This window comes from Caulobacter sp. X (genome assembly GCF_002742635.1).
In the GTDB taxonomy this organism is placed as follows: Bacteria; Pseudomonadota; Alphaproteobacteria; order Caulobacterales; family Caulobacteraceae; genus Caulobacter.
Genome location: NZ_PEGF01000001.1, coordinates 1,880,004 through 1,905,992 on the forward strand (window position 1 = coordinate 1,880,004; position 25,989 = coordinate 1,905,992).

The 25,989-nt window shown below is 68.5% G+C and carries 23 protein-coding genes, 1 tRNA gene and 1 pseudogene; 9 read left to right on the top strand and 16 right to left on the bottom strand.

Translation table 11 applies throughout. The annotated features are described in order from the left end of the window. Positions 1 to 46: 46 nt before the first annotated feature. On the bottom strand, positions 47 to 6,343 hold the full coding sequence (locus CSW60_RS08665; RefSeq protein ID WP_099536873.1) for an autotransporter domain-containing protein: 6,297 nt from the start codon (positions 6,341 to 6,343) through the stop codon (positions 47 to 49). A gap of 364 nt (positions 6,344 to 6,707) precedes the next feature. Here CSW60_RS08665 and CSW60_RS08670 point away from each other — a divergent pair, with 364 nt between their 5' ends. Further along, complete coding sequence (locus CSW60_RS08670) at positions 6,708 to 7,334, top strand: phage tail protein (RefSeq protein WP_099536874.1); 627 nt, start codon at positions 6,708 to 6,710, stop codon at positions 7,332 to 7,334. Positions 7,335 to 7,359: 25 nt separating this feature from the next. Here CSW60_RS08670 and CSW60_RS08675 read toward each other — a convergent pair whose 3' ends face one another. Further along, entirely contained in the window at positions 7,360 to 7,650 is a 291-nt protein-coding gene (locus tag CSW60_RS08675) for a hypothetical protein (RefSeq protein WP_099536875.1), read from the bottom strand. A gap of 26 nt (positions 7,651 to 7,676) precedes the next feature. Between CSW60_RS08675 and CSW60_RS08680 the strand changes: the two genes are divergently transcribed. Further along, positions 7,677 to 8,318: a GNAT family N-acetyltransferase gene (locus CSW60_RS08680; protein ID WP_099536876.1), complete on the top strand. Its 642-nt coding sequence runs from the start codon at positions 7,677 to 7,679 to the stop codon at positions 8,316 to 8,318. Positions 8,319 to 8,376: 58 nt separating this feature from the next. Here the strand turns inward: CSW60_RS08680 and CSW60_RS08685 are convergent, their stop codons facing one another. After that, the gene (locus CSW60_RS08685; protein WP_099536877.1) at positions 8,377 to 9,675 is read right to left on the bottom strand and encodes a hypothetical protein; all 1,299 of its coding nucleotides are present in this window, start codon (positions 9,673 to 9,675) and stop codon (positions 8,377 to 8,379) included. Between the two features lie 537 nt (positions 9,676 to 10,212). Beyond that, a tRNA-Arg gene (locus CSW60_RS08690) sits at positions 10,213 to 10,289 on the bottom strand. A gap of 252 nt (positions 10,290 to 10,541) precedes the next feature. Between CSW60_RS08690 and ggt the strand changes: the two genes are divergently transcribed. Next, complete coding sequence (gene ggt / locus CSW60_RS08695) at positions 10,542 to 12,281, top strand: gamma-glutamyltransferase (protein ID WP_099536878.1); 1,740 nt, start codon at positions 10,542 to 10,544, stop codon at positions 12,279 to 12,281. A gap of 9 nt (positions 12,282 to 12,290) precedes the next feature. On the opposite strand, the gene CSW60_RS08700 is transcribed toward ggt, so the two are convergent. Genes CSW60_RS08700 through CSW60_RS08725 form a run of 6 tightly spaced genes read right to left on the bottom strand, consistent with a single transcriptional unit; the run spans position 12,291 to position 16,687 of the window. After that, entirely contained in the window at positions 12,291 to 12,521 is a 231-nt protein-coding gene (locus CSW60_RS08700) for a hypothetical protein (RefSeq protein WP_099536879.1), read from the bottom strand. A gap of 17 nt (positions 12,522 to 12,538) precedes the next feature. Then, positions 12,539 to 14,032, bottom strand: a complete 1,494-nt coding sequence (locus tag CSW60_RS08705; protein WP_099536880.1) for a HAMP domain-containing sensor histidine kinase — start codon at positions 14,030 to 14,032, stop codon at positions 12,539 to 12,541. A gap of 9 nt (positions 14,033 to 14,041) precedes the next feature. Beyond that, entirely contained in the window at positions 14,042 to 14,779 is a 738-nt protein-coding gene (locus CSW60_RS08710; protein WP_099536881.1) for a TVP38/TMEM64 family protein, read from the bottom strand. Beyond that, entirely contained in the window at positions 14,776 to 15,834 is a 1,059-nt protein-coding gene (locus CSW60_RS08715; protein ID WP_099536882.1) for a quinone-dependent dihydroorotate dehydrogenase, read from the bottom strand. The genes CSW60_RS08710 and CSW60_RS08715 overlap by 4 nt, the downstream gene beginning before the upstream one ends. Further along, entirely contained in the window at positions 15,831 to 16,175 is a 345-nt protein-coding gene (locus CSW60_RS08720; RefSeq protein ID WP_099536883.1) for a DUF952 domain-containing protein, read from the bottom strand. The genes CSW60_RS08715 and CSW60_RS08720 overlap by 4 nt, the downstream gene beginning before the upstream one ends. Next, positions 16,172 to 16,687, bottom strand: a complete 516-nt coding sequence (locus CSW60_RS08725) for a histidine phosphatase family protein (protein WP_099537618.1) — start codon at positions 16,685 to 16,687, stop codon at positions 16,172 to 16,174. Before CSW60_RS08725 ends, CSW60_RS08720 begins: the two co-directional genes overlap by 4 nt. A 79-nt stretch (positions 16,688 to 16,766) precedes the next feature. On the opposite strand from CSW60_RS08725, the gene CSW60_RS08730 reads away from it, so the two are divergent. Genes CSW60_RS08730 through CSW60_RS08740 form a run of 3 tightly spaced genes read left to right on the top strand, consistent with a single transcriptional unit; the run spans position 16,767 to position 19,362 of the window. Beyond that, entirely contained in the window at positions 16,767 to 17,927 is a 1,161-nt protein-coding gene (locus tag CSW60_RS08730) for a homoserine O-acetyltransferase (protein ID WP_099536884.1), read from the top strand. Beyond that, the gene (gene metW, locus CSW60_RS08735; RefSeq protein ID WP_099536885.1) at positions 17,924 to 18,586 is read left to right on the top strand and encodes a methionine biosynthesis protein MetW; all 663 of its coding nucleotides are present in this window, start codon (positions 17,924 to 17,926) and stop codon (positions 18,584 to 18,586) included. Before CSW60_RS08730 ends, metW begins: the two co-directional genes overlap by 4 nt. Next, complete coding sequence (locus tag CSW60_RS08740) at positions 18,583 to 19,362, top strand: endonuclease/exonuclease/phosphatase family protein (RefSeq protein WP_099536886.1); 780 nt, start codon at positions 18,583 to 18,585, stop codon at positions 19,360 to 19,362. Before metW ends, CSW60_RS08740 begins: the two co-directional genes overlap by 4 nt. On the opposite strand, the gene CSW60_RS08745 is transcribed toward CSW60_RS08740, so the two are convergent. From CSW60_RS08745 to CSW60_RS08755, 3 genes are all read right to left on the bottom strand, one after another. Continuing rightward, the gene (locus CSW60_RS08745) at positions 19,319 to 20,830 is read right to left on the bottom strand and encodes a phospholipase D-like domain-containing protein (protein ID WP_099536887.1); all 1,512 of its coding nucleotides are present in this window, start codon (positions 20,828 to 20,830) and stop codon (positions 19,319 to 19,321) included. The genes CSW60_RS08740 and CSW60_RS08745 overlap by 44 nt on opposite strands. A 90-nt stretch (positions 20,831 to 20,920) precedes the next feature. Continuing rightward, complete coding sequence (locus tag CSW60_RS08750) at positions 20,921 to 21,265, bottom strand: P-II family nitrogen regulator (RefSeq protein ID WP_010918409.1); 345 nt, start codon at positions 21,263 to 21,265, stop codon at positions 20,921 to 20,923. A gap of 77 nt (positions 21,266 to 21,342) precedes the next feature. Then, positions 21,343 to 22,128, bottom strand: a complete 786-nt coding sequence (locus tag CSW60_RS08755) for a class I SAM-dependent methyltransferase (RefSeq protein WP_099536888.1) — start codon at positions 22,126 to 22,128, stop codon at positions 21,343 to 21,345. 66 nt (positions 22,129 to 22,194) lie between these two features. Here CSW60_RS08755 and gloB point away from each other — a divergent pair, with 66 nt between their 5' ends. The 3 genes from gloB (at position 22,195) to CSW60_RS08770 (ending at position 23,995) form a co-directional block, all read left to right on the top strand. Next, complete coding sequence (gene gloB / locus CSW60_RS08760; protein WP_099536889.1) at positions 22,195 to 22,944, top strand: hydroxyacylglutathione hydrolase; 750 nt, start codon at positions 22,195 to 22,197, stop codon at positions 22,942 to 22,944. Then, on the top strand, positions 22,941 to 23,408 hold the full coding sequence (locus CSW60_RS08765) for a cupin domain-containing protein (RefSeq protein ID WP_099536890.1): 468 nt from the start codon (positions 22,941 to 22,943) through the stop codon (positions 23,406 to 23,408). Before gloB ends, CSW60_RS08765 begins: the two co-directional genes overlap by 4 nt. Positions 23,409 to 23,554: 146 nt before the next feature. Further along, complete coding sequence (locus CSW60_RS08770) at positions 23,555 to 23,995, top strand: hypothetical protein (RefSeq protein WP_099536891.1); 441 nt, start codon at positions 23,555 to 23,557, stop codon at positions 23,993 to 23,995. Positions 23,996 to 24,006: 11 nt separating this feature from the next. On the opposite strand, the gene CSW60_RS08775 is transcribed toward CSW60_RS08770, so the two are convergent. The 3 genes and pseudogenes from CSW60_RS08775 to CSW60_RS08780 form a co-directional block, all read right to left on the bottom strand. Beyond that, the gene (locus CSW60_RS08775; RefSeq protein ID WP_255408999.1) at positions 24,007 to 24,897 is read right to left on the bottom strand and encodes a LacI family DNA-binding transcriptional regulator; all 891 of its coding nucleotides are present in this window, start codon (positions 24,895 to 24,897) and stop codon (positions 24,007 to 24,009) included. Beyond that, positions 24,871 to 25,041: pseudogene (locus tag CSW60_RS23975) on the bottom strand (LacI family DNA-binding transcriptional regulator); the annotation flags it as partial. The pseudogene CSW60_RS23975 and the gene CSW60_RS08775, both read right to left, overlap by 27 nt. A gap of 154 nt (positions 25,042 to 25,195) precedes the next feature. Then, positions 25,196 to 25,978 (bottom strand): DUF4908 domain-containing protein, encoded by a 783-nt coding sequence (locus tag CSW60_RS08780; protein WP_099536892.1) that lies wholly within the window; start codon positions 25,976 to 25,978, stop codon positions 25,196 to 25,198. Between the last annotated feature and the right edge of the window lie 11 nt (positions 25,979 to 25,989).

Below are 25,989 nucleotides of genomic sequence, written 5' to 3' on the forward strand. Positions count from 1 at the left end.
GCTCCGGCGCGGCGAGGAGACCGTCCTGCCAGCCTCCTCGCCAGCCTCACAGCGGCTTTACGACCCGCAGTCGCAGCTGTCCGACGCCCTCGCTGGCCGAGCCGCGATACCCGACCTCCATGTCCACCATCCAGCGCGATGGCGTCACAAGGCGCCCGCCGAGCGAAAGATGGTATTGCTCGCGACGCCAGTCGACCGTGGAGATCCGATAGCTCGAAGGGCCTTCGACATCGGCGTAGTCCAGTCCCTGCGCTCCGACGCCGCGGAACTCGTGAAGCCACTCAGCGCCGATCCTCGGCGTGACGACGCCGAAGCGGAGATCGCGCTTGAATTCGAGCTTGGCCCCCAGCGCCCCCGTCAGGGACTGAACGTCGCGGGCGTCGAAGCGGAGCCCGTACCGGTCGGCGCCGGTCTCGGCGTACGCGTTCAGGTCGCCCTTCAGCCACTCGAAGCGACCGTAGCTCGACCAATGGATCCCGGCGTCCTGTCGATCCACGCCGAAGGACAAGGCGCCGAAGGTCATATCGCCCTTGCGTCGGCCAAGCGCGGTCATGCCGTTGGCCTCGACGGCGCGGCGGGTGCGATAGTCGAGCTTTCCGTGGCCAATGACGGTGTCGACAAAGGCGCCCTGCAGCGGCTCGAAGCTGCCATAGGCGGCCGCCACCTGACTTTCGCTCCGCACCCGGGCGGCGCCCGAGTCGATGCGGCTGATGTCTTCGCCATATCCGCCGCCGACGCCGACCGTCGCCCATTCAGCGAGCTTGACGTCCGCGCCGACCGACAGGCCCGAGCTGGACAGGGTGATCTTGGCGCGCCCCTTGCGGCGATCCATGGTCCCGACCTCGATCGCGCCGCCGGTCCAGAGCGCGACCTTTCCGACCGCGCGCGGACCGCCCCGCCCGTCGCCATCGCCGTCGTCGGAGTCGTCGGACGCCGGCGCCGCCAGGTTGCTTCGTCCGAGCGCTGCGCCCGCACGGGGCGACGCGAGACGGCGCCCCGCCGCACCCCGCCCTTCGTCCTGACCCGCCGCCATATCGCTCGCGCCCGGTCCGCGCCGCCAATCGGTAAGCCCGAACTGGTCGTCGCGAGCCGCCAACAGACCGTCGTGATGCGGGTCGGAGAGATCGCGGGGGTTCATCCGGATCGCCATGGCGTCGCCGCCTCCGCCGCCATGCAGCTGCTGGGCGCGATCCATGAAATTGGCCGTCTGGGAGCGCGCGAAGCGGCGAGCGGCCTCGACCTGCGTATCGGAAAGCGCGCGCACCGCGGGGTCCAGCGACGGATCGGGTCGCGCGATGACGGTGACGGTCACCGTCGCCGGCGCCGACTCGCCAAAGGGGTTCAGCAAGCGATAGCCAACAACCACGTCGCCGGAGAAATGCGTCCGGGCCGTCACGTCCAGGCTGTAGGTCGGCGCGTCGCTTGTTCCGCCCTTGACGATCTTCGCGCTGGCCGCGCTGGCCGGCGTGATTGACAGGATTTCGGCGCCCGTGAACGGGCCGCCCGTCGCGCCGGCCAGAAGGTCGACGGAGACCGTCTGGCCGTCGACGGCCTGGGCGGTCTTGGACTGGGCGACCGGCAGGCTCACGCCGACCAGAATGGTTACGGTCGCCGGTTCGGAGCGGCCTCCCGGCCCGATCGCCACGAACTGGAAGGAGTCCTTGCCGATGAAGCCAGGATTAGGGGCATAGACGGCGGTCCACCCTCCGCTGGCCTCGGTCGGCGCGGCGCGCGCGGCGCGCGGAGAGGCGATCGAAGTCCCTCCCGGGCCGATCAGCGTCACCGTGCCGTTGCGGGGCGGCGCGGCGATTTCGAGGACGTTGTAGACGCCCACGACCAGCGTCGAGAGATTGACGTCGACCGAAGAGCCGCCTTCGACCGAGGCGCCCGCCGCGTTGACGTTGGTGGGCAGCGGAGTCGGCGGCGGCGGCGGCGCCAAGACCGTGATGCTGGCCCCGGCGGCCGCCGACGTTCCGCCCGGACCGACCGCCGCGAAGCTGAAGCTGTCGGCCCCGGCGTAGCCGCTGTTGGGCGTATAGATCGCCGTCGCGCCGCTGATGGTCACCGAGCCGTGGCTGGGTCCCGAGACCAGGACCACGCTGGTGTAGACACCCGACACCGACAGACCGATCGATTGGCCCGTGTCGTTGGAGAACACTTCGGCGCTGACGCCGCTGACGGTGGGCGCGCTAGGCGATGCGATCGTCAACGACACCGTGGCGGGCTTGGAGACGCCGCCTGGACCGGTCGCCGTATAGGTGAAGCCGTCCGCGCCGAAATAGCCGGGCTCGGGAACGTAGGTCGCGGTGTTTCCGCTGAGAGAAACGGCGCCATGGGCCGCTCCGCCCGCGAGACTCACGGTCGTAAAGACGCCCGTCACCTGCAGACCAATCGCCTGGCCGGTCGAGTTGAAGGCGACCTCCGCGGAGAGGTCGGCGACGATGGGCGCGTTCGGCGTCTCCACCGTCAGGCTTACCGTGGCCGGAGCCGACGCGCCGCCTGGGCCCGTCGCGGTATAGGCAAAGCTGTCGGCGCCAAAATATCCGTCGGCCGGAACATAGGTGACGACGTCGCCCGCGATCGTCGTCGATCCATGGGCGGGCGCGGTCGTCACGGCGATCGAGGTATGCGCGCCGCCCGTGATGCTGGCGCTTAGATCAATAGCCAGACCCGGGCTGTTGAAGGGAACGACAACACCCGACTTGGCGGCGGCGGTCGGCGGGCTGGCCACGCTGATGGTCTGGGTCACGGTCGCAGCCGGATCGTAATTGGCGTTCCCGGCCTGATCGGCGGCCACCACGCAGCTGCCCGTCGCGACAAAGCTGACCGTCGCGCCGCTGATCGTGCAGACGCTGCCGCCGCCCCCCGTGATCGAATAGGTCGGCGTCAGGCTGGCGCTGGACGTCGCGGCGACCGTGTAGGTCGCGCCGCCAGCGCTGGCGTTCGTCGGCGCCGTCGAGGTGAAGGTCAGGGTCTGCGTCCCCTTGGCGATCGTTCCGGAGACCGTCGTCCCGGCGACCGTTCCGGGCGAACCATTCGAGTCCGTCACCGAAACGGCGTAGCTGAACGCCCCCGCGGTCGTCGGCGTCCCGCTGACGGTTCCGGTGCTCGCGTCAAGACTGACCCCCGCCGGCAGGGCGCCGGCGCTGACCGTGAAGTGGTAGGGCGTGACGCCGCCGGTCGCCGTGTTCGCCTGGCTGAAGGCGACGCCGACCTTGGTCGTGCCGGCCGCCCCGGTCGACAGCGCCAGGGTGGCCGGCAGCACCGTGAAGCTGCGGCTGACGGTCGGCGCGGCGTTCCAGTTCGTGTTGCCGGCCTGGTTGGCGTCGACCGAGCAGGTTCCTTGCGCCACCAGGGTCAAGGTGGTTCCCGACACGGTGCAGACGCTGGTCGTGGTGCTGGTGAAGGCCACCGCCAGACCGGACCCCGCGGTGGCGCTCAAGGTCACGGGCGAGGCCGTGATGGCGACATTGGACAAGGCGCTGAAGCTGATCGTCTGGTCGCCCTTGGCGACGCTGAAGGACTGCTGAACCTGGGCCGCGGCGCCATAGGCGCCGTTGCCGCCCTGGTTGGCGTTCACCAGGCAGGTTCCAACGCCCGTAAAGCTGACCACGCCGCCGGAGAGCGCGCAGACCGCGCTGCTGCCGCTGTCGATGCTGAAGGTCACCGACAATCCCGAGGTCGCCGTCGCGGTGGGCGTATAGGTCGCTCCCGAGACCTTGGCGGCTGCGGGCGCGGTCGAGGTGAAGCTGATGGTCTGGGTTCCCGCCCCGACCGAGAACGATTGATGCGTTTGAGGCGCGGCGCTGTAGGCGCCATTCCCCGCCTGGTCGGCGTTGACCCGGCACGTCCCCACGCCGGTGAAGCTGACGACGCCGCCCGAGATCGTACAGACGGCGCTGCTGCCGCTGTCGATGCTGAACGAGACGCTGAGGCCGGAGGTCGCGGTCGCCGAGGGCGTATAGGTCGCCCCGCCCACCACCGCCGACGACGGCGCCGAGGACTGGAAGCTGATCGTCTGGGTCGCGTTGGCGACCGTCAGGCTGAAGGTCTGGGCGGCGGTCTGCGACAGGGCGTCCGTCGCGGTGACCGTGAAGGTCGTGCTCGACAGGGTCGTGGTGGGCGTGCCGGACAACTGGCCGGTGGAGGTGCTGAACGACACGCCGGTCGGCAGGGACCCGCCGCTCAGCGCATAGGTGATCGGGGCCAGGCCGCCGCTGGTGGTGACCGGCTGGACGGTCGTCAGGGCGGTGTTGATCGTTGCCGAGATCGAGGACACCGCCTGGGTCGCGGTCAACGCCGCCACCGCCGTGAAGGTGTTCGAGGCGGAATCGGACGACGTATTGCCGGCCGCGTCGGTCGCGCGCGCCTTCACCGTGTGAGATCCGGCCGTTAGCGCCGTGAGCGTATAGCTCCACGCGCCCGCGCCGTCGGCCGTGGTCGCGCCGTCGCTGGAGCCGTCCAGATAGACCGTCACCGTGCTATTGGCCTCGGCGGTCCCGGAGACGCCTTTCTGCGAGACCCCGCGCGAGGAGGCGTTGGCGGGCGACGAGACCGCGGGCGCGCTCGGCGCGGTCGTGTCGACGGTCCAGCTGTAGCTGGCGGCGCTGCTGTAGACGCCCGAATTGACCGCCTTGACCTGGAAGGTGCGGCTGCCGTCCGCCAGGCCCGCGTACGATTTCGGGCTTGTGCAGGCAGAGAAGCCGCCGCCGTCGATCGCGCATTCCGCCGTCCCGGAGGCGAGGCTGAATTGGAAGGTCGCGTTGCCGCTGTTGGTCAGCGACGGCGGCGAACTGGTGATCGTGGGCGTCGCCGGCGCGGCGACATAGGTGAACTGGTCGGCCGCGCCGGTCGCGCTGGTTCCGGATGGGGTCTGCACCGAGACGTCCACGGTCCCCGCGGCGCCCGCCGGGGAGGTCGCGGTGATCTGGGTCGCGCTGTCGACCGTGAAGCTGGAAGCGGCGGTAGACCCGAAAGTCACCGCCGTCGCGCCGGTGAAATGGGTCCCGGTGATGACCACCGACGTCCCGCCCGCGGTCGAGCCGGAGGTGGGCGAGATCCCCGTCACCGTCGGCGGCGTCGCCGCCGCGCTGTTGGTGAGACTGAAGGTCGTCGACGCCGAGCCGGCCGTCGCCGTCACCGAATAACTCCCGGTCGTCCCATTGGCGGTGAACGTTCCCGCCGACGCGACGCCCGAGCCATTGGTGGTCACGGTGATGGTGTTGCTCGAATTCGAGAAGGTCCCGCTGGCGCCGGAGGCGGGCGCCGTGAAGGTCACCGAGGTGTTCGGGATCACCGCGTTCGAGCCATCGCGCACCGTCACGCTGAGCGGGGTGGCGAAGGCCGCATTGACCGATGCGCTCTGGCTGTTGCCGCCGGCGACCGTCACCGACGCCGGTGTCTGAACCACGGAGATTGTCGTCGGGTCGCTGGCGTTCGCGGAACTGCCCGCGTTCCCCCCCGAAAGCGTGACGCTAGGCGTCAGACTTGACGCGGCGTTGGCGGCGACGTTCAGGCGCAAGGTCAGCGGGTTGCCGCTGGCGCCGTTGGCGATGGTGTTCGAATAGACGCAGCGCGTGGACGTGCAGCTCCAGCCCGAACCGGAGCCGGAATTGTAGCTGAGACCGGAAGGCAGGCTGAACGTCAGTGATAGATTTGAGCCGGTACCAGCCCCGCTCGCGCTAGGCGTGATCGTGTAGTCGACCGTGCCGCCCTGCTGGGGCGTGCCGCTGTGCGACATCGAAACCCCGAGCGTGAGCCCGGCGTCCACATAGGGCGTGCAGGTGGCGGTGATGCTGGTGGTGGAGCTCTGGGTCGGATGGTCAATCGACAGCCCGATGCCGGTCAGCCCCGACGCCACCGTGTAATAGCCGGTGTAGGTGCCGATGCCGGGCGCGTCTGGAGTGACCCGCGCTCCGGTGGGAAGACCGATCACGCTGTTATTGATCCGGAAGCGAATACGGACGCCGCCCGAGGAGCTGGAAAACTGGGTGACGTTGGCGGTGAAATCGATCCGATCGCCGATGGTGAAGGGCAGCACGCCAGGGACGAACGTGGTCGCAACATTGTCCGTGTATCCCGCCGTCACCTTGATCATCGACAGCGCATACGAGTTGGACGTGGCGACCGAGGTCGTCTCCGGCTGTCTCGGGTCGCCGGCCACAATCTTTGCCGTGAAGTCAATCGAACCGTCATTGACGGCCATACAACCAGCGCTTTGCGCCTGGGCGATGGACGGCGCCAAGCCAGCGGCCATCAGCATCACGGCGACGCCGACGCCGTGGACATGACGAACGGACTTCGCGCACGCCGCGCCAAGCCCGCGACCGATCTTCGCGAACATCGCTTCCCCCCGGACGCGCGACACCGAATAAAAGGTGGTCGGCGATCGCGCGAATTTTGACTGGATACTGTCGGCGCTGAGGCGCCAAACGCTGGAACTCAATCAGCAACTGTCGCGGGGAGGCGCTCTTTTCCGCCTCGGCGCGATGGCTCTACTTATTATGGTAGCGCCCTGGCCGTGATGTGCATTTAATCACATACCGAAGCTAAAATTCGCCCCACGGTTGCAGTCAAGCTCGCACACAGGAGACCCCTGGACAAGCGCTGCGTGGTGTTTCGGCCTCTTCCAGACCTCCAGAGAGACGCCGTCAGGCGCGTCCCCGTTTTGGGGACGAGGCCTTTAGACAACCCACAGGGAGGTTCTCATGTCGGATCCATTCATCGGCCAGATCATGCAGGTCGGCTTCGCCTACGCCCCGGTCAACTGGATGACCTGCCAGGGGCAGATCCTGCAGATCAGCCAGAACAACGCGCTGTTCGCCCTGCTCGGCAATCGCTATGGCGGCAACGGCACATCGACCTTCGGCCTGCCCGACGCGCGGGGACGGACCTTGATCGGCACGGGCGCGGGCCCGGGGCTGACGCCTCGCCAGCTGGCCGCGAACGGCGGCTTCGAGCAGCAGACCCTGGGCCTCGCGAACTTGCCTACGCACTCGCATACGCCAACGGTTTCAGGCGGCGGCGTGGCCATTACCGGGGGCATGGTGGCGATGAGCGGCGTGAGCGCGACGGACGAGACGCCCCAACCCACGCCCGGGGCGTATCTGGGAACGGCCCTCGAAACAGACACCTCGCCTGTGCTTTATGTCCCGGCCAATACCTCTGGCACGCCGGTTCCCCTGGGCGGCTTCCAGGTCAACGCTCACTACAGCGGACCCACGATCACCATACAGAATACGGGGAATAGCGCGCCCTTCCCCACCATGCCGCCGTTCCTGGCGGTGACCACCATCATCGCTTCCGTCGGCATCTGGCCGGAAAACCCCAACTAGACGCCACGCCGAGGCGCGCGCCGGGTCAGGTGAAGATCGCCTGATATCGGCGCGCTTGAGGCGTCGGTATCAGCTGATTGATGTGGATCTGATACGGACCGCCTCGCCCACAGTCGAACTCATAGGCGGCGTCCATCAGCATGACGTTGAGCGGCGCCTCGAACATCAGGCTGAAACGGTCGCGGATATCGAGGCCGGGCAGTCGGGGCATCCGCTCGATGCGCGCCAGCAGCACCTCGACCGGGCGAGGCAGTGTATTGATACGCACCTGGCGGCCAACCCATGGCTCGAAATCTTCAGGCGTCAGCAATCGCAAGACCTTCTCCCTAGGCGCGAAAATCGATGAGGAAAAACCCTGGCGCGCAAGGTCACCATGTCGCGCTGACGGGCGCAAGCCATCCCACGTTGGCTTCGGCGCCGCTTTCGGCCCTCCCTCCCTTTCCGAGAGGCGCCGCGCGCGCCCTGCCCGTCGTCCCGGGTCTGGCCCTGCGTCCGGCGCGGTCCGCCGACCTTCCATTCCTGCTCAAGCTCTACGGCGAGACGCGCGCGGTCGAGCTGGGCGTCGCGCCGTGGCCGGAAGCCCAAAAGCAGGCGTTCATCAAGGACCAGTTCCGCCTGCAGCACCTGCACTATCTGCAGCGCAACCCGACCGCGGACTTCTGGGTGATCGAGCGGATCGATCCCGACGGTCGCCGCGAAACGATCGGTCGCCTGTACCTTGATCGCAGCGACCGCGAGTGGAAGGCCATCGATCTGAGCCTGCTCGCCAAGGCGCGCGGCGCGGGGCTTGGCGGCGCCCTGATCCGGGCGATTCAGACGGCGGCCGTCGAGGCCGGCGCCGACGCCCTGAGCCTGTACGTCGAAAAGACCAATCACGGCGCCCGCCGCCTCTATGCCCGACTGGGCTTTGAGGAGGAGCCATCCGCCTTCCCCAGCCACATTCGGATGCGGTGGCGAGGCCTGGAGACGCCCCCGACAACGTGACGCGACCCGACGTTGATAGGACCAACGCCTGATCGCGCCGCATCGATCGCTTGAAGTCCTAGCCGCCCTGCACAGTCGGGAACTGCGGCACCACGCCGATCCCGAAGTAGTAGTTGTACTGGGACGTGTGGGCGTGAAGGACATAAGGCCCCAGCGCCTTCAGATCGAGAATGGGGTCGGCGTCCGTGGCGAGCGGGAACGGCTGCCACGTCACATAGCCGTCGGTGCGTTGATAGAAGCCGGGGGTCGGCGTGAAAGCGGTCTGGAAGACTGGCCAATAGAACTCGCCGACGAAGGCCGTGATCGCCAGCATCAGGTCGCCCATCACCTTGCCGAACGGCGCCTTCTTAACCTCGAAGTTCAGCCAGAGAACCTTGAAATCAATCGGATTGGGCGACAGCTCTCCATAGAACGAGGCGTAGTTGCCCGCCTGGTCGACATTGAGCGTGAACGCGCTGGTGAGATTGTTCCACGCCGCCGGAACGACGTCGCCGCTGCTGATGACGTCGGCGCTCCAGTTGGGGACTGCGGCGAAGCCGGTCGGATCGAAGCCAGGCTTGAATGTGTGGTCGTACAGCATCTGGAAGCCCAGGTTGCCGGGCGTCGGGCCCGCCGTGGGCAAGGTGCGAATCTTCGCCCAGCCATTCGCCTCCAGCTGCGCAAAGAGATAGAGGGCGATGACCTGGGTCAGCGCGCCGCCCAGGCTATGCCCCGTGAAATAGAGGGTCGAGCCCTGCAGGTAGCCATCCGTGCTGGGAAGCTGCCGCAGAAACCCGGTCAAGGTCCGCATGTCGGCTTGCTGCTGGTTGGGATCGGTCAGTTGGGTGACCAGATTGCTGACGCCGAGCGCCGATCCCGCGTCGATCATGGCGCGTATGGGGTTGTCCTTCTCCTGCTCCGTCAGAATCTGAAGCCCCGCCGGGTTGAAGTCGGTCCAGGCCACGCGCTGGGCCGGATCGACGCTCACGTCTTCGGCCAGCCAGTCCTCGACAGACTTGAAGTTGGTGCCGGCGATCGCGACGACATAGGCGTTGTTCGACACGCTCTTGGCGACAAAGGCGGAATTGGTCGCCTCGCCGGTCGTCATGTTTTTCGCCAGATCCACATAGACCGCCGGTCCCCAGACGACTTCCCAATCGCCGAGAAGGGAGCCGTCAAGACTGTTGAAAAAGCCAGGCGCGGTCGTGGTGAAGGTGTCGGTATTGGGCTCGTAGACGCCATAGGGCGAAGGAAGAGGTCCGCCATTGAGATAGGCGCTGAAAAGGCTCTGAAGATTTTGCGGCGTGTCGTCGATGCCCGCCACCGCGTTGGCGGCCATATTCAGCGCGAAGACCGTCTGCACGAGATTGAAAGTCATGGATTTCTCCTTGAAGAGGCGAAAGCGGATCGAGAAAATCGTGGGGAAGCGGCCTAGCCGTGCTTCCGAAAGCCACACAGAAGCCGCGCCTACGGGCGAACAGCTTCGAACCTCAAATCACTCTTCCGGAGGTTGTTATTTGGCGCCAACAATCTACGGTTAGACACCTGTATCAGTAGCAGAAACTCTAAATGCCAACCTTAAGTTTATTAAACTCAAAATAGGTACTGGAGCGTTTGGGCCACGGTCGCTTAGCTGGGCCTTACGCGCTACGTGGCCCAGACACGGGGCCTCCCGGCGGCGGCGCGCCGACGGCGTGCGCGCGGTCGCTCATGCCTGGAGATCGTCTCCAAGACGCGGCGGCATGAAGCTGGCGGGACGGCAAGGATGGAAATTCGCCGCGGCTGGTCGCGCGATCACAACGCCCAGGGGCCGCCTCTCGACGCAAATCAGGCGCGAGGAAAATCGATGCGAATGTTGATCGAGAACTTGCCGCGCCCCTCGCCAACCCATTGAAAATAAAGGCTGGGAGGAAAATGGCGCGCCCGGAACGATTCGAACGTCCGACCCTCAGATTCGTAGTCTGATGCTCTATCCAGCTGAGCTACGGGCGCGCACTGCCTTGCGGCGAGGCGGGGGAGATAGCCCAGCCGTTCGGGGGACGCAAGCCCGGTTTGACGGATAATTTCGAAAAGTTGGCGCAACGGCGTTCGGTCTCGCGCATGGACTGCCCCGGCGGCGCTCAAAGCGCGATCGATGAAGCCCTTCTCAGCTTATCTGGGCGTGACAGCGCCTCATCCTTGGTGTCCATGGAGTCCTCCGGGACGGCGGGCAGGTCGTCCCTCTTCGTCTGCCTGAGGATCCGTATGCGTCGCTTCGCTTCCCTGCTCGCCCTTTCCGCCGCCCTTCAGCTGACCTTCGCGCCGCTGGCCGCCAACGCGGAGTCCATCGCGCTGGGCATGCCCACGCCCAGGCCCGTGGCGACGTCGCCCGTTTCGAAGGGCATGGTGGCGGCGGCCAATCCTCTGGCGGTCGAGGCGGGCCTGCGGGTCCTGCGCGACGGCGGCGGCGCGGTGGACGCGGCCGTGGCGATCCAGGCGGTCCTCGGTCTGGTGGAGCCGCAGAGCTCGGGCCTAGGCGGCGGCTCGTTCCTGGTCTTCTACGACGCCAAGACCGGCAAGGTGACCGCCTATGACGGCCGCGAAAAGGCCCCCGGCGGCGCCGGCCCCGACATGTTCCTGGATACGGACGGCAAACCGCTGCCGTTCGTGAAGGCCCTGCTGTCCGGCCGCTCCACCGGCGTGCCCGGCGCCGTGGCCATGCTGTCCGTGGCCCAGAAGGAACACGGCAAGGTCGCCTGGAACACGCTGTTCAAGGACGCCGAGAAACTGGCCGACGATGGCTTCGTGGTCAGCCCGCGCCTAGCGGGCATGATCAGCAGCCGCGCGCCGCAGGCCTCGCAGCCCGACGCGGTGAAGTACTTCACCAAGCCCGACGGAACGCGCTACCAGGCGGGCGACGTGCTGAAGAACCCGGCCTATGCCGAGACGGTGCGCCAGATCGCGGCCAAGGGCCCGGCGGCCCTGCTGGAGGGCCCGATCGCCCAGGCGATCGTCGACCGCCTGCACGAGGGCGACCTGCCCAGCAGCATCACCCTGCAGGACCTCAAGAGCTACAAGCCGCGTGTCGCGCCCGCCCTGTGCCGGCCGTGGAAAGTCTACACCGTCTGCGTCCCCAACCCGCAGTCCAGCGGCCTAGCCGTGATCCAGGCGCTGCGGATGCTGGAGCACACCGACATTGGCAAGCGCGGCCCGACCGACCCCGTGGCCTGGACGCTGCTGGCCCAGGCCGAACGCGTCATGTACGCCGACCGTGATCGCTATGTCGGCGATCCGGACTTCGTGACGGTGCCGGTCGATGGCCTGCTGGATCCCCAGTACGTCGCCGAGCGCGCCAAGCTGATCACCGACAAGGCCGGCGCCGCGCCGCCGTTCGGCCACCCGAAGGGCGCGCCGAAGGTCGGGATCGACATGACCCACGAGCCCGGCGGCACCACCCACCTCGTCGTCGTCGACCCGCAAGGCAATGTGGTGTCGATGACCACGACGGTCGAGAGCATCTTCGGCAACGGCCGGATGGTCGGCGGCTTCTTCCTGAACAACCAGCTGACCGACTTCTCGTTCTCGCCGAAGGAGAAGGACGGCGCCCCGGCGGCCAACGCCATCGCGGCGGGCAAGCGGCCGCGCTCCTCGATGGCTCCGATCATCGTGCTGGACAAGAAGGGCAAGTTCCTGGCCGCCGTCGGCTCGCCGGGCGGCAACGCCATCCTGTCCTATAATCTGAAGGCCATGGTCGGCGTGTTCTACTGGGGCCTGAACATGCAACAGGCTGTCTCGCTGCCAAACGTCGTGGCGCGGGGCGAGACCTATTCGGGCGACGCCGACCTGTTCGGTCCTGAGATGCTGGCGGCGCTGAACGCGCGGGGCGTCAACGTCAAGGTCGGCCAGATCGAGGGCTCGGGCCTGCAGGGCGTGATCGTTCGCCCGGGCAACATGCTGGAAGGCGGCGCCGACCCCCGCCGCGAGGGCGTGGCGAAGGGGCTCTAATCGCTAAAGTCAGGTGCGGGCCTGGTGCTCTTCCAGGCCCGCCTCGACCTCGGCGCGGGAGAAGACCTCCTCCTGGCCGTCGATCAGCAGCTCGGCGTCGGCGGCTTCCTGGACCTGGACCATGGCCGCCACGCGGCGCAAGGCGGTCGGGGCGTCGGGTGCCTCGACCGTGATCTCGTGAATGGGCGCGAGGTCGGGCGAAGCGCCCAGCTTCACCGCGATGGTCCAGGTGGTCGTCATCGCAAGGCTCCTAGGGATCAGTTCGCCGAGGCGTCGGCGCGATCGTCAGGCTCGGGCAGCGGCTCGGGAACGCCGGCCAGTGTCAGATCGAACACCGAACCGCCCGGTCCGGTTTCCACCAGCACCAAGTCTCCGCCATGACCCTGGGCCAGCTCGCGCGCGATGGCCAGACCCAGGCCCGTGCCGCCGCGCCGCGCCGAGCCCACGAACGGCTGGAACAGGTTGGCCCGCGCCCGCTCGGGAACGCCGGGGCCATCATCCGACAGGCGCAGCACGCTGGCGCCGTCGGCGCGGCGCAGCTCGACGAACACCTTGCCCTTGCCGCCCCGATCCGGCGCGCCCTCGATCGCCTCGCGGGCGTTGCGCAGCAGGTTCGTGAGAATGCGGTGCAGCTGGTCCGGATCGGCCAGCACCTGCTCGCGCGGATCGATCACCGTCTCCAGAGTCACGCCCTTGGCGGTCAGGCCCGCATCCTCGGCCGCCATGTCCAGCGCCGGCCGCAGCGGCGTCGGGCGGACCACCGGCGCGGGCTCCTTGGACTTGCCATAGGCCATGACATCCGAGGCCAGGGTGATGGCGCGGTCCAAGGCGCGCTCCAGGCGCGGCAGGGCCTGGGCCACCTTCGGGTCGCCCAAGGCGGCCAGACGATCCGAAGCCATCTGGGCGCTGGTCAGCATGTTGCGCAGGTCGTGATTGATCTTGGCCACGGCCTCGCCCAGCGCGGCCAGGCGCGCCTTGGACGCCAGCGCCGCCAGCAGGTCGGACTGCATGCGATCGAGTTCCAGCTCGGCGCGGCCGATCTCGTCGCGGCGATTGGAGGGAACCAGACGCGCGGCCGGATCGTCCGGATCGCCGCGGAAAGCCTCCATCGCCCGGGTGATGCGCTGCATCGGCCGGACCAGGAAGATGTTCAGGAAGGCGTAGACCAGGAGGCCCGCCAGACTGGCGACGAACAGGGTGACCCCAGCAAGCTGCCAGAGATACCCCACCAGCTTGGCCTTCAGCGGGGCGTCGGGCAGCACCACCTCGACGAACTCGGCCTTGCGGTAGCGCGGCTCGGCCATCACGCGGACCATGCTGCCCTTGGGGCTGGTCAAGGTGAAGAACGGGGCGGCGAGCCACGAACCCGGGTTCTGGCGGCGCAGGTCAACGAGGTACGGCGTGGTCTCGAACGGCTGCTTGGGCGGCAAAACAAGGCGCCGGGCGCCGTCGACCTGCACGGCCACGGTCACCGCCCCGGCCTGGTCGAACATCTGGTTGGCGACAGCGTCGCTGACCCGCAGCTCCGGATCGGACTCGGCGATGGTCGAGGCCAGTTCGCCGGCCCGCACGCGGTCCAGCAGCCACTGCTCCTCATAGGCCGCCAGGGCCGGCGGCAGGATCAGCAAGCCGCCGAACGCGACCACCACCAGGGTGAACAGCAGCAGGCGCGCCGACAGGCCGCCCGGCCACGGAAAACGTTTCCGGGGCGCGGCGGTCTCAGTCTCTGACGGCGAAACCGTTTCGACCATCCGGGGCGGCTACTTCTCGTCCAGCGGCGCGGCCAGGCGCCCGTTACGCCAATGGCGCCACAACGGCGGCAGAAAGGCCAGCACGCCCATGCCGATGATCGGCAGATAGATGCGCGGCGAGAACAGGGTCTCCAGCGTCACCGGCCCGCCCTTGGCGAAGATGTGGCCCAACCCCGCGCCGATCCCCGCATAGACGAACGAGCTTGGGATCATGCCCAGGATCGAGGCCAGGATGAAGGTTCGCGCCCGGATGTTCATGACGCCCGCCGCCACATTGACCACCAGCAAGGGAAACGCGGGGATCAGGCGAAGGGTCAGCAGATAGTTGAAGGCGTCGCCCTTGAAGCCCGCCTCGACCTTGGCCAGAAACGCGGTCGGCTTCTTGCGCAGCATGTCGCCAAAGGCCGTGCGGAAGACGAGATAGGTGATGGTCGAGCCGCCGGTGGCGCCGGTCACGGCCGCGAAGCCGCCGCCGATCGGGCCGAACAGGAAGCCCCCGGTCAGCGACAGGATCAGCGCGCCCGGCAGCGAGATCGCCACCGAGCTGACGTAGATGGCCAGATAGATTGCCGCGCACAGCAGCGGCTTTTCGTGGGCGAAGGCCTGCAGCGCCGCGCCGCGCGCGCGCAGCTCTTCCAGCGAGATGTGGTCGGCCAGGCCGCTGGCGAAGGCGACGACAAACAGCACGACGATCAGCGCCAGGGGCCCGAAACGGCGCAGCAGCGTCAGGGCCCGGTCGCGCGTCATGCGGCGCCGACCGCGTCTTGCACGGCCGCGAAGCCGTCGGCCCGCAAGCGCGCGGCCAGCTCGCGCTTGATCCGCGTGACGAGGCCCGGCCCGCCATAGACCAGCGCCGAATAAAGCTGCACGGCCTGGGCGCCGGCGCGGATCTTGGCGTAGGCGTCCGCGCCGCTGGCGACGCCGCCGGCGCCGATCAAGGCCACGCGGCCCGCCGAGGCGGCGTGGAAGCGCTTGAGCACAGCGGTCGACGCCTCCAGGAGCGGCGCGCCCGACAGGCCGCCGCTCTCGCCGGCCAGAGGCGACTTCAGGGTCTCCGGGCGGGCGATGGTGGTGTTGCTGACGATGATCGCGTCGAGTTTCGCGTCGACCACCGTCTCGACGATCGCCTCGACCTCGCCGTCTTCCAGGTCGGGGGCGACCTTCAGGAAGATCGGATAGTCGCTGCCTGACTGAGCCTTCAGGCCCGCCCTCGCCTCGGCCAGGCGGCCCAGCAGCTCCTCCAGCGCGGCCTTGGTCTGCAGCGCGCGCAGGCCGGGGGTGTTGGGCGAGGAGATGTTGGCGGTGAAATAATCCGACAGGCCCCACAGGCGCGTCAGGCCGGTGACATAGTCCTGGATGCGGTCGGTCGCGTCCTTGTTGGCCCCGATATTGGCGCCCACGACACCGCCGCGGCCCTTGCGGACGGACAGGCGACGGGCGAACGGCTCCAGCCCGCCATTATTGAAGCCCATGCGGTTGATCACCGCCTGGTCTTCGGTCAGGCGGAACAGGCGCGGGCGCGGATTGCCGGCCTGGGCCAAGGGCGTAACGGTGCCCGCCTCGACGAAGCCGAAGCCCGCGGCCAGCATGGCGTCGGGAACCTCGGCGTTCTTGTCGAAGCCGGCGGCCAGGCCGATGCAGTTGGGTAGCAACAGGCCCGCCAGCTGGATCGCCAGGATCGGATCATCCGGGCCGGCGTCGCGCGGTCCCAGCCCCAGCTTCAGCCCCTTGATGGCCAGGCCGTGCGCGTCCTCGGGATCGAAGGCGTGCAGGGCGCGGGCGGCGACGTCGTGAAGGCTCATGCGGAAAGAACGCCCAACTGCGGCACGCCGTCGGCGTCCAGATCAAGATCACGCTGGCTGACGACCTCGCTGACCAGCAGCGGCCGATAGAGGTGGGGGAACAGCGCCCCGCCGCGCGAGGCTTCCCATTTCAGGGCCTCGCCCAGCCCCTCGGCCTCGACGCCCAGCAGGACGAGGCCGGCCTGGCCCTTGAACCACTTGGCGGCGGTCTCTTGCGCCTGGTCGGCGCCGGAGAGGTGGATAAAGCCGTCGGCCAGATCAACGGCCGAGCCCTCGAAGCGGCCGGCGGCCTGGGCGGTCGCCCACTCGGCCCGGGACAGGATCTTGTAGATCAGGGTCATTCGCCGCCGGCTCCGCCGTTCTCATGAGCGTAGAAGAGATGCTCCAGCACCGGCGCGCTCTGTCCATTCCAGCCGAAGACGACGACCGTGGCCGTCGGGAAGCGGCCGCGCAGCTTGTTGGTCTGGATCGGCGAGGCGCCGCCCTGGACCGCGAGCCGGAGCGCCATTTCGTGCAGGCCCGGATTGTGACCGACCACCATCACCGTCCCGGCGCCGTCGCCGTGGTCGTCCAGCGTCTGCAGGATGTCTTCCGGATCGGCGTGATAGAGATCGCGCAGATGCTCGACCCGCGCCTTCTGGTCATGAGCCATCAGCACCCGCTCGGCCGTCTCGCGCGTGCGTCGCGCCGAGGAGACCAGCAGCAGGTCGGGCGCGATGCCGGCCTCGGCCAGGATCCGCCCCATGACGGCGGCGTCGGCGCGGCCGCTGTCGACCAGCGCGCGCTCGAAGTCGCCGCCGCTTTGGGCGTGCCGCTCGGCCTTGCCGTGGCGCATCAGGATCAGTCGGTCCATGGCGTCCTCCATAGCCGCACCTTGGCTTGGCAGGAAGCGGGCGGTTGACACCTTCTTCGCCAAGCGCTCCAAGGCGGGCATGGCTGCGCTCGATCCGATCACGCCCGCCGCTCCGCCTAGTGGCGGGGGAACCTGGCGGTTTCCCGCGAACGAACCGCTGCGGCTGGATTCCGGCGCGGTGCTGGAAGGCCTGGAGATCGGCTACCAGACCTACGGCCAGCTCAACGCCGACAAGTCCAACGCCATCCTGATCTGCCACGCCCTGACCGGCGACCAGTTCGTGGCCTCGCCGCATCCGACGACGGGCAAGCCTGGCTGGTGGCTGCGCATGATCGGGCCCGGCAAGCCGCTGGACCCGAACAAGCACTTCATCATCTGCTCGAACGTGATCGGCGGCTGCATGGGCTCGACCGGCCCCGCCTCGATCAATCCGGCGACCGGCAAGGCCTATGGCCTGACCTTCCCTGTCATCACCATCGCCGACATGGTCCGCGCCCAGGCCATGCTGGTGAAGGCGCTGGGCGTCGAGACCCTGTTCGCCGTGATCGGCGGCTCGATGGGCGGCATGCAGGCCCAGCAGTGGGCGGTGGACTATCCCGAGCGCCTGTTCAGCGCCGTGGTGCTGGCCTCGGCCTCGCGCCACTCGGCCCAGAACATCGCCTTCCACGAGGTGGGCCGCCAGGCGATCATGGCCGATCCCGACTGGCGCGGCGGCGCCTATGCCGAGCACGGCGTCCAGCCTAGCAAAGGCCTGGCCGTCGCGCGGATGGCCGCGCACATCACCTATCTGTCCGAGCCGGCCCTGCAGCGGAAGTTCGGCCGCGAGCTGAAGCGCGACGGCCTGTCCTGGGGCTTCGACGCCGACTTCCAGGTCGAGAGCTACCTGCGCCACCAGGGGGCAAGCTTCGTCGATCGCTTCGACGCCAACAGCTATCTCTACATCACCCGGGCCACCGACTATTTCGACATCGCCGCCGCCCATGGCGGGGTGCTGGCCAAAGCGTTCACCGGGGCGCGGAACGTGCGGTTCTGCGTGCTCAGCTTCACCAGCGACTGGCTGTATCCGACCGCCGAGAGCCGCCATCTGGTGCGCGCCCTGACCGCCGCCGGCGCCAAGGCCGCCTTCGTCGAGATCGAGAGCGACAAGGGCCACGACGCCTTCCTGCTGGATGAGCCGGTGATGGACTCGGCCCTGGCCGGGTTCATCAGTTCGGCCGAGCGCGATCGGGGGCTGGCGTGACGATCATCCGCGAGGACTTCCGCGAGATCCTGCGCCTGGTGCGGCCTGGCTCACGCGTGCTGGACGTGGGCTGCGGCGAGGGCGCGCTGCTGGATCTCCTGGCGCACGAGAAGCAGATCGACGGCCGCGGCCTGGAGCTCAGCGCCAGCGGCGTGGCGGCCTGCATGGCGCGCGGGCTGTCCGTCGTGCAGGGCGACGCCGACCAGGACCTCGATCACTTCCCCGATCGCTCGTTCGACTATGCGGTGCTGTCCCAGACCCTGCAGGCGACGCGCAATCCGCGCCATGTGCTGAACGAGCTGCTGCGGATCGCCGAACGGGCCATCGTCTCGTTCCCGAACTTTGGCCACTGGCGGGTGCGCTGGTCGCTGCTGAGCCGGGGCCGGATGCCCGAGACCAAGGCCCTGCCCCTGCCCTGGTGGTCGACGCCGAACATCCACCTGTGCACCCTGGCCGACTTCATGGCCCTGACCGAGGACCTGAACCTGCGCGTGGACGCCTGCGCCGCCTTCGCCGGCAAGGGCGCGGCGCGGCCGATCGACCCGACCAAGGCGATCGAGAACTGGCGCTCGGAAAGCTGTCTCTTCATGCTCAGCCGCAACGGCGGACCCGCGATACGGGAACCTTCGCCGGGCTCGGGCGATCTCTTCGGCGGATGAAGACGCTTCGTCTCATGACGTACAACGTCCACCGCTGCGTGGGCGCCGACCGCAAGCTTGACGTCGAGCGTGTGGCCGAGGTGATCGCCGCCGAGAAGCCGGACGTGGTGGCTCTGCAGGAGCTGGACGTCCGTCGCGCCCGCACGCGCGGGGTCGACCAGGCCCATCGCCTGGCGGAGCTGCTGAAGATGAGCTTCCACTTCCACCCGGCCATGGCCGTGGAGGAGGAGCTCTATGGCGACGCCATCCTCACCGCCCTGCCCGAGCGCCGGATCAAGGCCAAGGGCCTGCCGCTCTATCGCCGCGTGCCGGGCCTGGAGCCGCGCGGCGCGCTGTGGGTCGAGGTCGAGGTCGGCGGGACCAAGGTCCAGATCATCAACACGCACCTGGGCCTGGTGCCCCAGGAGCAGAAGCGCCAGGCCGCCGCCCTGCTGGGCCCGGACTGGATGGGCGATGACGCCTGGGTCGCGCCAGGGGTGGTGCTGGGCGACTTCAACGCCACGCCCTATTCGGCGACCTACCGGATGCTGAGGACCGCTTTGCGCGACGCCCAGGCGCCGTCGCCGGCCTGGCCGCGCCCGGCGACCGCGACCTTCCCATCCAGCTTTCCGTTCATGCGGATTGACCACGTCTTTCTGACGAAGGGTCTGGAAACACGCGGCGTACGCTCGCCCTACGACGCCCGCGCCCGCGTCGCCTCCGACCACCTTCCGCTGGTGGTCGAGCTGGAGATCACGGCTGCAGACGCTCCGGCGGCGCAGGGGGCGGAGCGGTAAGCCGCGCCAGATCACGTTTCAGGCGGGCGCGGCGCCCCCACGGCCGCCAGGCGTCGTCGGGCGCGATGGCGTCGCCCAGGCTCCAGTCCGCGATGAACTTCTGGATGCGGCCCAGCTTGCGGACCGGCGCCGGCCGCAGGCGGCGGGGCGGGCCGCCATGGACGTCCAGCGCGTTGATCGCCGCCGCCAGACCGCCTTCGCGCTCCATGGCCTCCAGCACCTCGGTCGCCGAGCGGTCGATGAAGTGGCCCACCAGCCGCCCGAGGAACGCCCTGACGGTCTCGCGCTCCAGATCGGTGCGCGCCTCGAAGGCCAGGTCGCACTCGCTGTCGAGGCCGATCGAGCGATTGTTGAGGTTGGCCGAACCGATCCGCAGCAGCCGGTCGTCGATGATCGTGACCTTGGAATGGACGATGATCGGCCCGCCCTGCGGCGTATGGGCCGAGAAGGCCGAGAAACGATGGTGAATATCGACCTCGCGCAAGCGGTTGATCGCCGCCGTCCGGGCGCTGTCCATGGTCATCTGGTCGAAATAGCTGGGACTGCGCGCCGGGCCGATCGTGACCACCTCGGGCCCGTCCGGCTCGAACAGGCGCTCGGCCAGGGCTTCGACGATGATCGGCGAGGTCAGGTACTGGTTCTCAAGATAGATCAGCCGCCGCGCGCTGCGGATCGCCGCCAGGTGCAGCAGCAGGCATTCGGTGATCTCAGGACGCCCCCGCCACTCCGCCGAGGTGCGGGCCACCGCGACCGGCAGCCGACGAAGGTCCGGCGTCAGGTGATCGGGCCAGGGGGTGACCCCGGGCCGGTGCGGCCGCTCGATCGTATCGCCGCCCGAGGCCCGCCAGCGATCGATGAACAGGTCGGCCATCGCCTCGGCGGCGCGGCCGTCGACCAGCATCGAAACCTCGTGGCGCGGCGGGTAGTGGCGGCCGGTCGGCAGGCGGCGCAGGGGATTATTGTCCAGGTGCCGACAGTCGTCCCAGCGATCCACGCCGATGTCGCCGCCGCTGACCAGCGCCGTGACGCCGTCGATGATCACCGCCTTCTGGTGGTGACAGGCGCTGGCGGGAAGGGTGGCGTCCAGGCGGTACTTGACCCGCGAGCCGGCGAAGAAGGCCGCGCCGCGATGGGGGCCGAACAGCTGTGAGGCGGCGATCGGGAACGGCATGTCCCAGGTCAGCACCCGCACGTCCAGCGCCGGGTTCAGCGCCGCCTGCCGACGCAGGATCAGGCCGACACGGTCGGCCTGAGTCGGATCGCGGCTCTTGCGCACGCGATCGGGGTCGAGCCGCGTCAGCGGATCGAACACCCAGGCCAGGATCCAGATCGACTTCCTGGCCGACAGCAGAAGCGGCTTGAGCGCGTCGAACGTCTCGTCGTTGTCGATCATCAGGGCCACGCGGTCGGCGGCCTCGACGCGCCAGCAGGTCTGGCCCGGCTCAAAAACGGAAGAAGCTGAATCCATGTCGCCCTGAACGCCGTGAACCTGGACAACGCGCGGAGCCTAGCTATGGCTCCGCTTCAAGGCGAGGTCGTGTCGAAAGACGTCCGGACGCTATCCGGCGATGGCGGCCGCGTCACGCTCGCCGGTGCGAATGCGCAGGGCCTGTTCCAGGTCCATGACGAAGACCTTGCCGTCGCCGATCTTGCCGGTGTTGGCCGTGCGCTGCAGGGCCTCGATCACGGGCTCGAGGACGTCGGTGGGCACGGCGATTTCCAGCTTCACCTTGGGCAGCAGCTTCACCTCGTATTCGGCGCCGCGATAGACCTCGGTCTTGCCCTTCTGGCGGCCATAGCCGCGCACCTCGGTCACGGTCAGGCCCGACGCCCCCGCCTCGGTGACCGCTTCGAGCACCGCGTCCAGGCGGCTCGGCTTAATCACGGCGACGATCATCTTCATGGCGGGCTCTCGCGAACAACAGGTGGTTGCGACTCCAAGCTAGGCGTCCGGAGGCCCGGCTCCAAGCCCGTTCGCGCTCAAGGCTTGCTCGGCGCCTTATGAACGGGCGCCGGACGCTCCTTGCCGTGGCGCACGGGGGCCGGGCCGGCGGGACTGGGCAGCAGCACGCCCGGGGCGAAGACCCGCGCCGGCGCCTTACGCCCTTGCGGCTTCACGGCGAAGGTCTGCTTGATCGCCTCCATCAGGATCACGCCGGCGAAGCGCGGCCAGAGGCGCGCCCCAACCTGCTCGAAGCCCTCGGCCCAGCCCGACATGGCGGCGAAGGGCGGCACGTAGAGCGCCCGCGTCCAGCCGGCTGGCTCCAGCCCCGCCTCGCGGATCAAGCTCTCCAGCTGGCCGCGGCTGTAGGGACGGCCGTGCCCGAAGGGCGTGCCCTCGGCGCCGGTCCAGACGCCGTCGCGCGACGAGACCGCCACGATCAGGCGGCCGGTCGGGGCCATGACCCGCCCGATCTCGGCCAACAGGGCGGCGGGATCATCGGCCTCTTCCAGCGCATGGACGGCCAGGACGCGATCGAACAGGGCGTTGGGCAGCGGCAGCGCCGTCTCCTCGACCAGGCAGGCCTGGTTGCGGGCGCCGTGCGGCCAGACCTCGACGCCCTGCTGGGCCGGCATGGCCGCCACCACCCGACGAGCGTTGGCCCGGGCCGCGTCCAGGAACGGCGTGGCGTAGCCAAGACCCAGCACGTCGAGGCCCCGGGTGTCGCCCCAGGCTTCCTCGACCTTTCGCGTGAGCATGGTCCGGGCCGCGCGCCCCAGCGGGGCGGCGTAGAAGGCCCTGAGATCGAGCACGTCGCGGCGCATTGAGTCTCCCGAGCTTGGAGGTCATCCTTGTATTCGCGCCCGCGTCGTGGCGATAGAGCTTGCGCCATGCCGATCACCGTCCACCAGTTCCCTTGCCTGTCCGACAACTACGGCTTTCTCGTCCGCGACGAGGCCAGCGGCCAGGTCGCGACGATCGACACGCCCGACGCCGAGGCGATCCTGGTCAAGCTGGGCGAGCTGGGCTGGACGCTGGACCTGATCCTCAACACCCACTGGCACCCGGATCACGCCGGCGGCAACGCGGCGCTGAAGGCGGCGACCGGCGCGACGATCGCGGGCCCCGAGGAGGTGACCCGGATCGCGCCGCTGGATCGCGCGCTCAAGGACGGTGATGTGATCATGCTGGGCGAGACCCGCTTCGACGTGCTGGACACGGGCGGCCACACCCTGGGCCACATCAGCTATCACGACGCGGCCGACGGGATCGCCTTCGTCGGCGACACCCTGTTCGCCCTGGGCTGCGGCCGCCTGTTCGAGGGGACGGCCGAGCAGATGTGGACGTCGCTGTCGCGCCTGGCCGCCCTGCCCGACCAGACCACCGTCTATTGCGCGCACGAATACACCGCCTCGAACGCCCGCTTCGCGCTGTCGGTCGACAGCGACCCGGCGCTGAAGGCGCGGGCCGACGCCGTGTTCGCCGCCCGCGAGCGGGGCGAGCCGACCGTACCCACCACCATCGCCGCCGAGAAGGCGACCAATCCGTTCCTGCGCGCGCCCCTGCTACGCCCCGACAAGGCCTCGGCCGCCGAGGCCTTCGCCGAGATCCGCGCCGCCAAGGACAGCTTCAAGGGATGAGTGAGAGCGTGATGGATAGAGCTGTCGCGGGCGACCTGGGCGCCAAGGAGATCATCCGGATGCTGGACCTCCAGCCGCACCCGGAAGGCGGCTGGTACCGCCAAACCTTCCAGGACGAGCCGGGCCCCGACGGGCGCGCGAAGTCGACCTGCATCTACTTCCTGCTCGAGGCCGATCAGGTCTCGGTCTGGCATCGCGTCGACGCGGTCGAGACCTGGCACTGGTACGCGGGCGCGCCGATCTCGATCAGCCTGTCGCCGCCCGACGGCAAGGGCGTCACCGCCTATGTGCTGGGGCCGGATCTGCGGGCCGGCTGCCGTCCCCAGGTGGTCGTGCCGACCTCTTGGTGGCAGACCGCCGTCAGCCTGGGCGCCTGGACCCTGGTCGGCTGCACCGTCGCGCCGGGCTTCAGGTTCGAAGGCTTCGAAATGGCCGCGCCGGACTGGGCGCCGTCCCGCGCCTAAATCCCGGGCGCAGGCCGCGACTTTTCGCCGCAGAGCTTCTTTTTAATACCCAAACTGGGCAACTTAGTCGCATGGCTTTGCCATTGCAGGCGTGCAATCCTTTTCAAGTCAGCCCAAAGGCTGACGCAGGGGGAGTTGCTTTAAAGATGTCCGAAGAGTTCGTGAACGTTCGTGCTGTCCATCGCTACGCGACCGATTACATGTTGCGTTGGGTGGAGATCGCGAATGAAGTCCATCACGCGGACATTCTGTACAGCCTTGTCTTCACGACACTTTGGGCCGGCAACACCTCGCACCTGCGCGGCTCGGTCTATTCCGAACTTGAGGACGTGCCGCCCGATCACGAGCGTCGCCCGCTGACGGTGCGCCAGGTCGCGGACTCGCTCGGCCTCCCCTACGAGACCGTCCGCCGCCGGTTCGTCGAGATGCTGGATCGCGGCGTCGCCAAGCGCGTGGGCCGCGAAGGCTTCATCGTGCCGCAGGAAGTGTTTGCCAAGCCCGAGTTCATGCACAGCCTGCGCCGCTCGCACCAGAGCCTGATGCGCTTCCTCAAAGAGCTGAAGTCGGTCGGCGTGGACGCCGGCTGACCGCCCTTCTCTCAAGCGCTTTCGCGGACAACCAGCTCAACCGGCGAGATGGTCGATGGAGAGGCCACGCCCTCCATGCGGCGGAACAGCAGATCGACCATGATCCGCGCGCCCGCCTCCAGGTCCTGACGGATCGTGGTGAGCGGCGGCGTGCTGTGCTGAGCCAGCAGGATGTCGTCGAACCCGACCACCGCCACGTCGCCTGGCACGCTCTTGCCCGCCCGCTGCAGCGTCGTCAGCGCGGCCAGGGCCAGGACGTCGGAGAAGGCGAACACGGCGTCGAAAGCGACGCCCGAGGCCAGAAGGCCCTCCATCGCTCTCTGCGCGTCACAGCGGGTGTAGTGCGACCGGATCACCAGCGCGGGATCGAACGCCACGCCTGCCTCCTCAAGGCCCTTGCGGTAACCCTCGAACCTCTGAGTCGCCTCGGGCGCGTCGATCTCGCCCAGGAAGGCGATCCGGCGCCGCCCCCGCGCGATCAGATGCGACACGGCCAGGCGGCCGCCCTCGCGATTGTCGCTGCCGACCAGGCAGTAGCGGTGCCCCGGCATCGGAGCGCCCCAGACAACCATCGGGCGATAGGTGTCGGCGACGCTGTTGAGCGCTTCATGCTGGGTGCTCTGGCCGATGATCAGCAGGCCGTCGGCGCGGTGTGACTGAATGATCCTGTCCAGCCAGCCCGGCTCGGTGGTGATCACCTTGTTCAAGAGCACCAGATAGTCGCGGCGCGTGATCTCGTCGGCGAGGCGACCGACCATCTCCAGAAAGAACGGATCGGAGATCATCTGCCCGGCTTCGTGGGCCAGGGGAATGATGACGCCGATGGTGTCGGTCTTGCGCAGGCGCAGGCTGCGGGCCGACTGGTTGACGACATAACCGTGAGTCTGGGCGATCTCGACGATCTGGTCGCGCAGGGTCTTGGGGATCAGCGGATTGCCGGCCAGAGCCCGCGAGACCGTCGAGATCGACACCCCCGCCATACGAGCGATGTCGGCCATCTTCAGGCGGCCGCGCTCGGGAGCCAGAACGAGATCGGGGCTATCCATGACGACCAGAGAGACCTTGCGCACGAGAAACGCCCGCGCGAACGCCGCCGCCGGCCAGGCGGGACGCGCACGGACATGCTTTCAAGAACGCTGGTATCGGCCGAGGGTAAACACGACCTAAGGCTTTATGGTTACGCCGACGCGATCTTAGGTCCTAGCGGTCCATCACCTTGATGATGCGCTTGGACGACGGGCGGCCCGCCAGGCCGTTCCCAGGGGCGTAGGTGACGATCAGCGAGCCGTCCTTCAACTGCGCGCCGGGCTTTCGGCCTTCGGTCAGCAGCACGCGCCCGACCTTCGAGAGCAGCGATCGGTCGCCCTTGCGCGCCGCCGCCTCGAACGCCTCGGCCGTCACGATGGCGGAATCGGCGATCAGGACGGAGGTCTCGGGGCGAGCGTCTTCCAGCGTGGCGAACTCGATCTGGCGCTGGGCGGCTCGACTGGCGCGATTGGCCGCGATGACGAGGCGCTGGAACAAGGCGGCGACCGACAGGACCGCCGGGGGTTGGATCGAGGACGCCCGGCCGGACAGGGCGGCCGCCGCGCCCATCGGCACGTCGTCGGTGAACAGGATCACCCCACCCAGCTTGGTGACCCGCAGGACCGGCTCGCCCAGGTCGTTGCGATAGATGACGTCGCCGCGCGAGGCTGGCTGGGGCGACAGCACCCAGACCTCGGTGCTGTTGTCGAACTTGATCAGAGGCTGGGGCGCGGCCTTGTCGAAGACGAAGGTCCCGCCCGTTTCGGAGACATAGCGCGCGACCGGCGGCGCCGCCACGCGCCGCGCCTCGGCCGCGCCGCGATGCCCCAGCAAAGCGTCCCGCAGCGAATGCGGCAGCTGCTGAGCGTTCGCCGCCCCCGCCATGAGCATCAGAGCGAGGATCGACAGGGCCGCTTTCGCCCCGCTCACGCTCAACTCCGCCTTACAGAATTTCATGCGATCCGTAC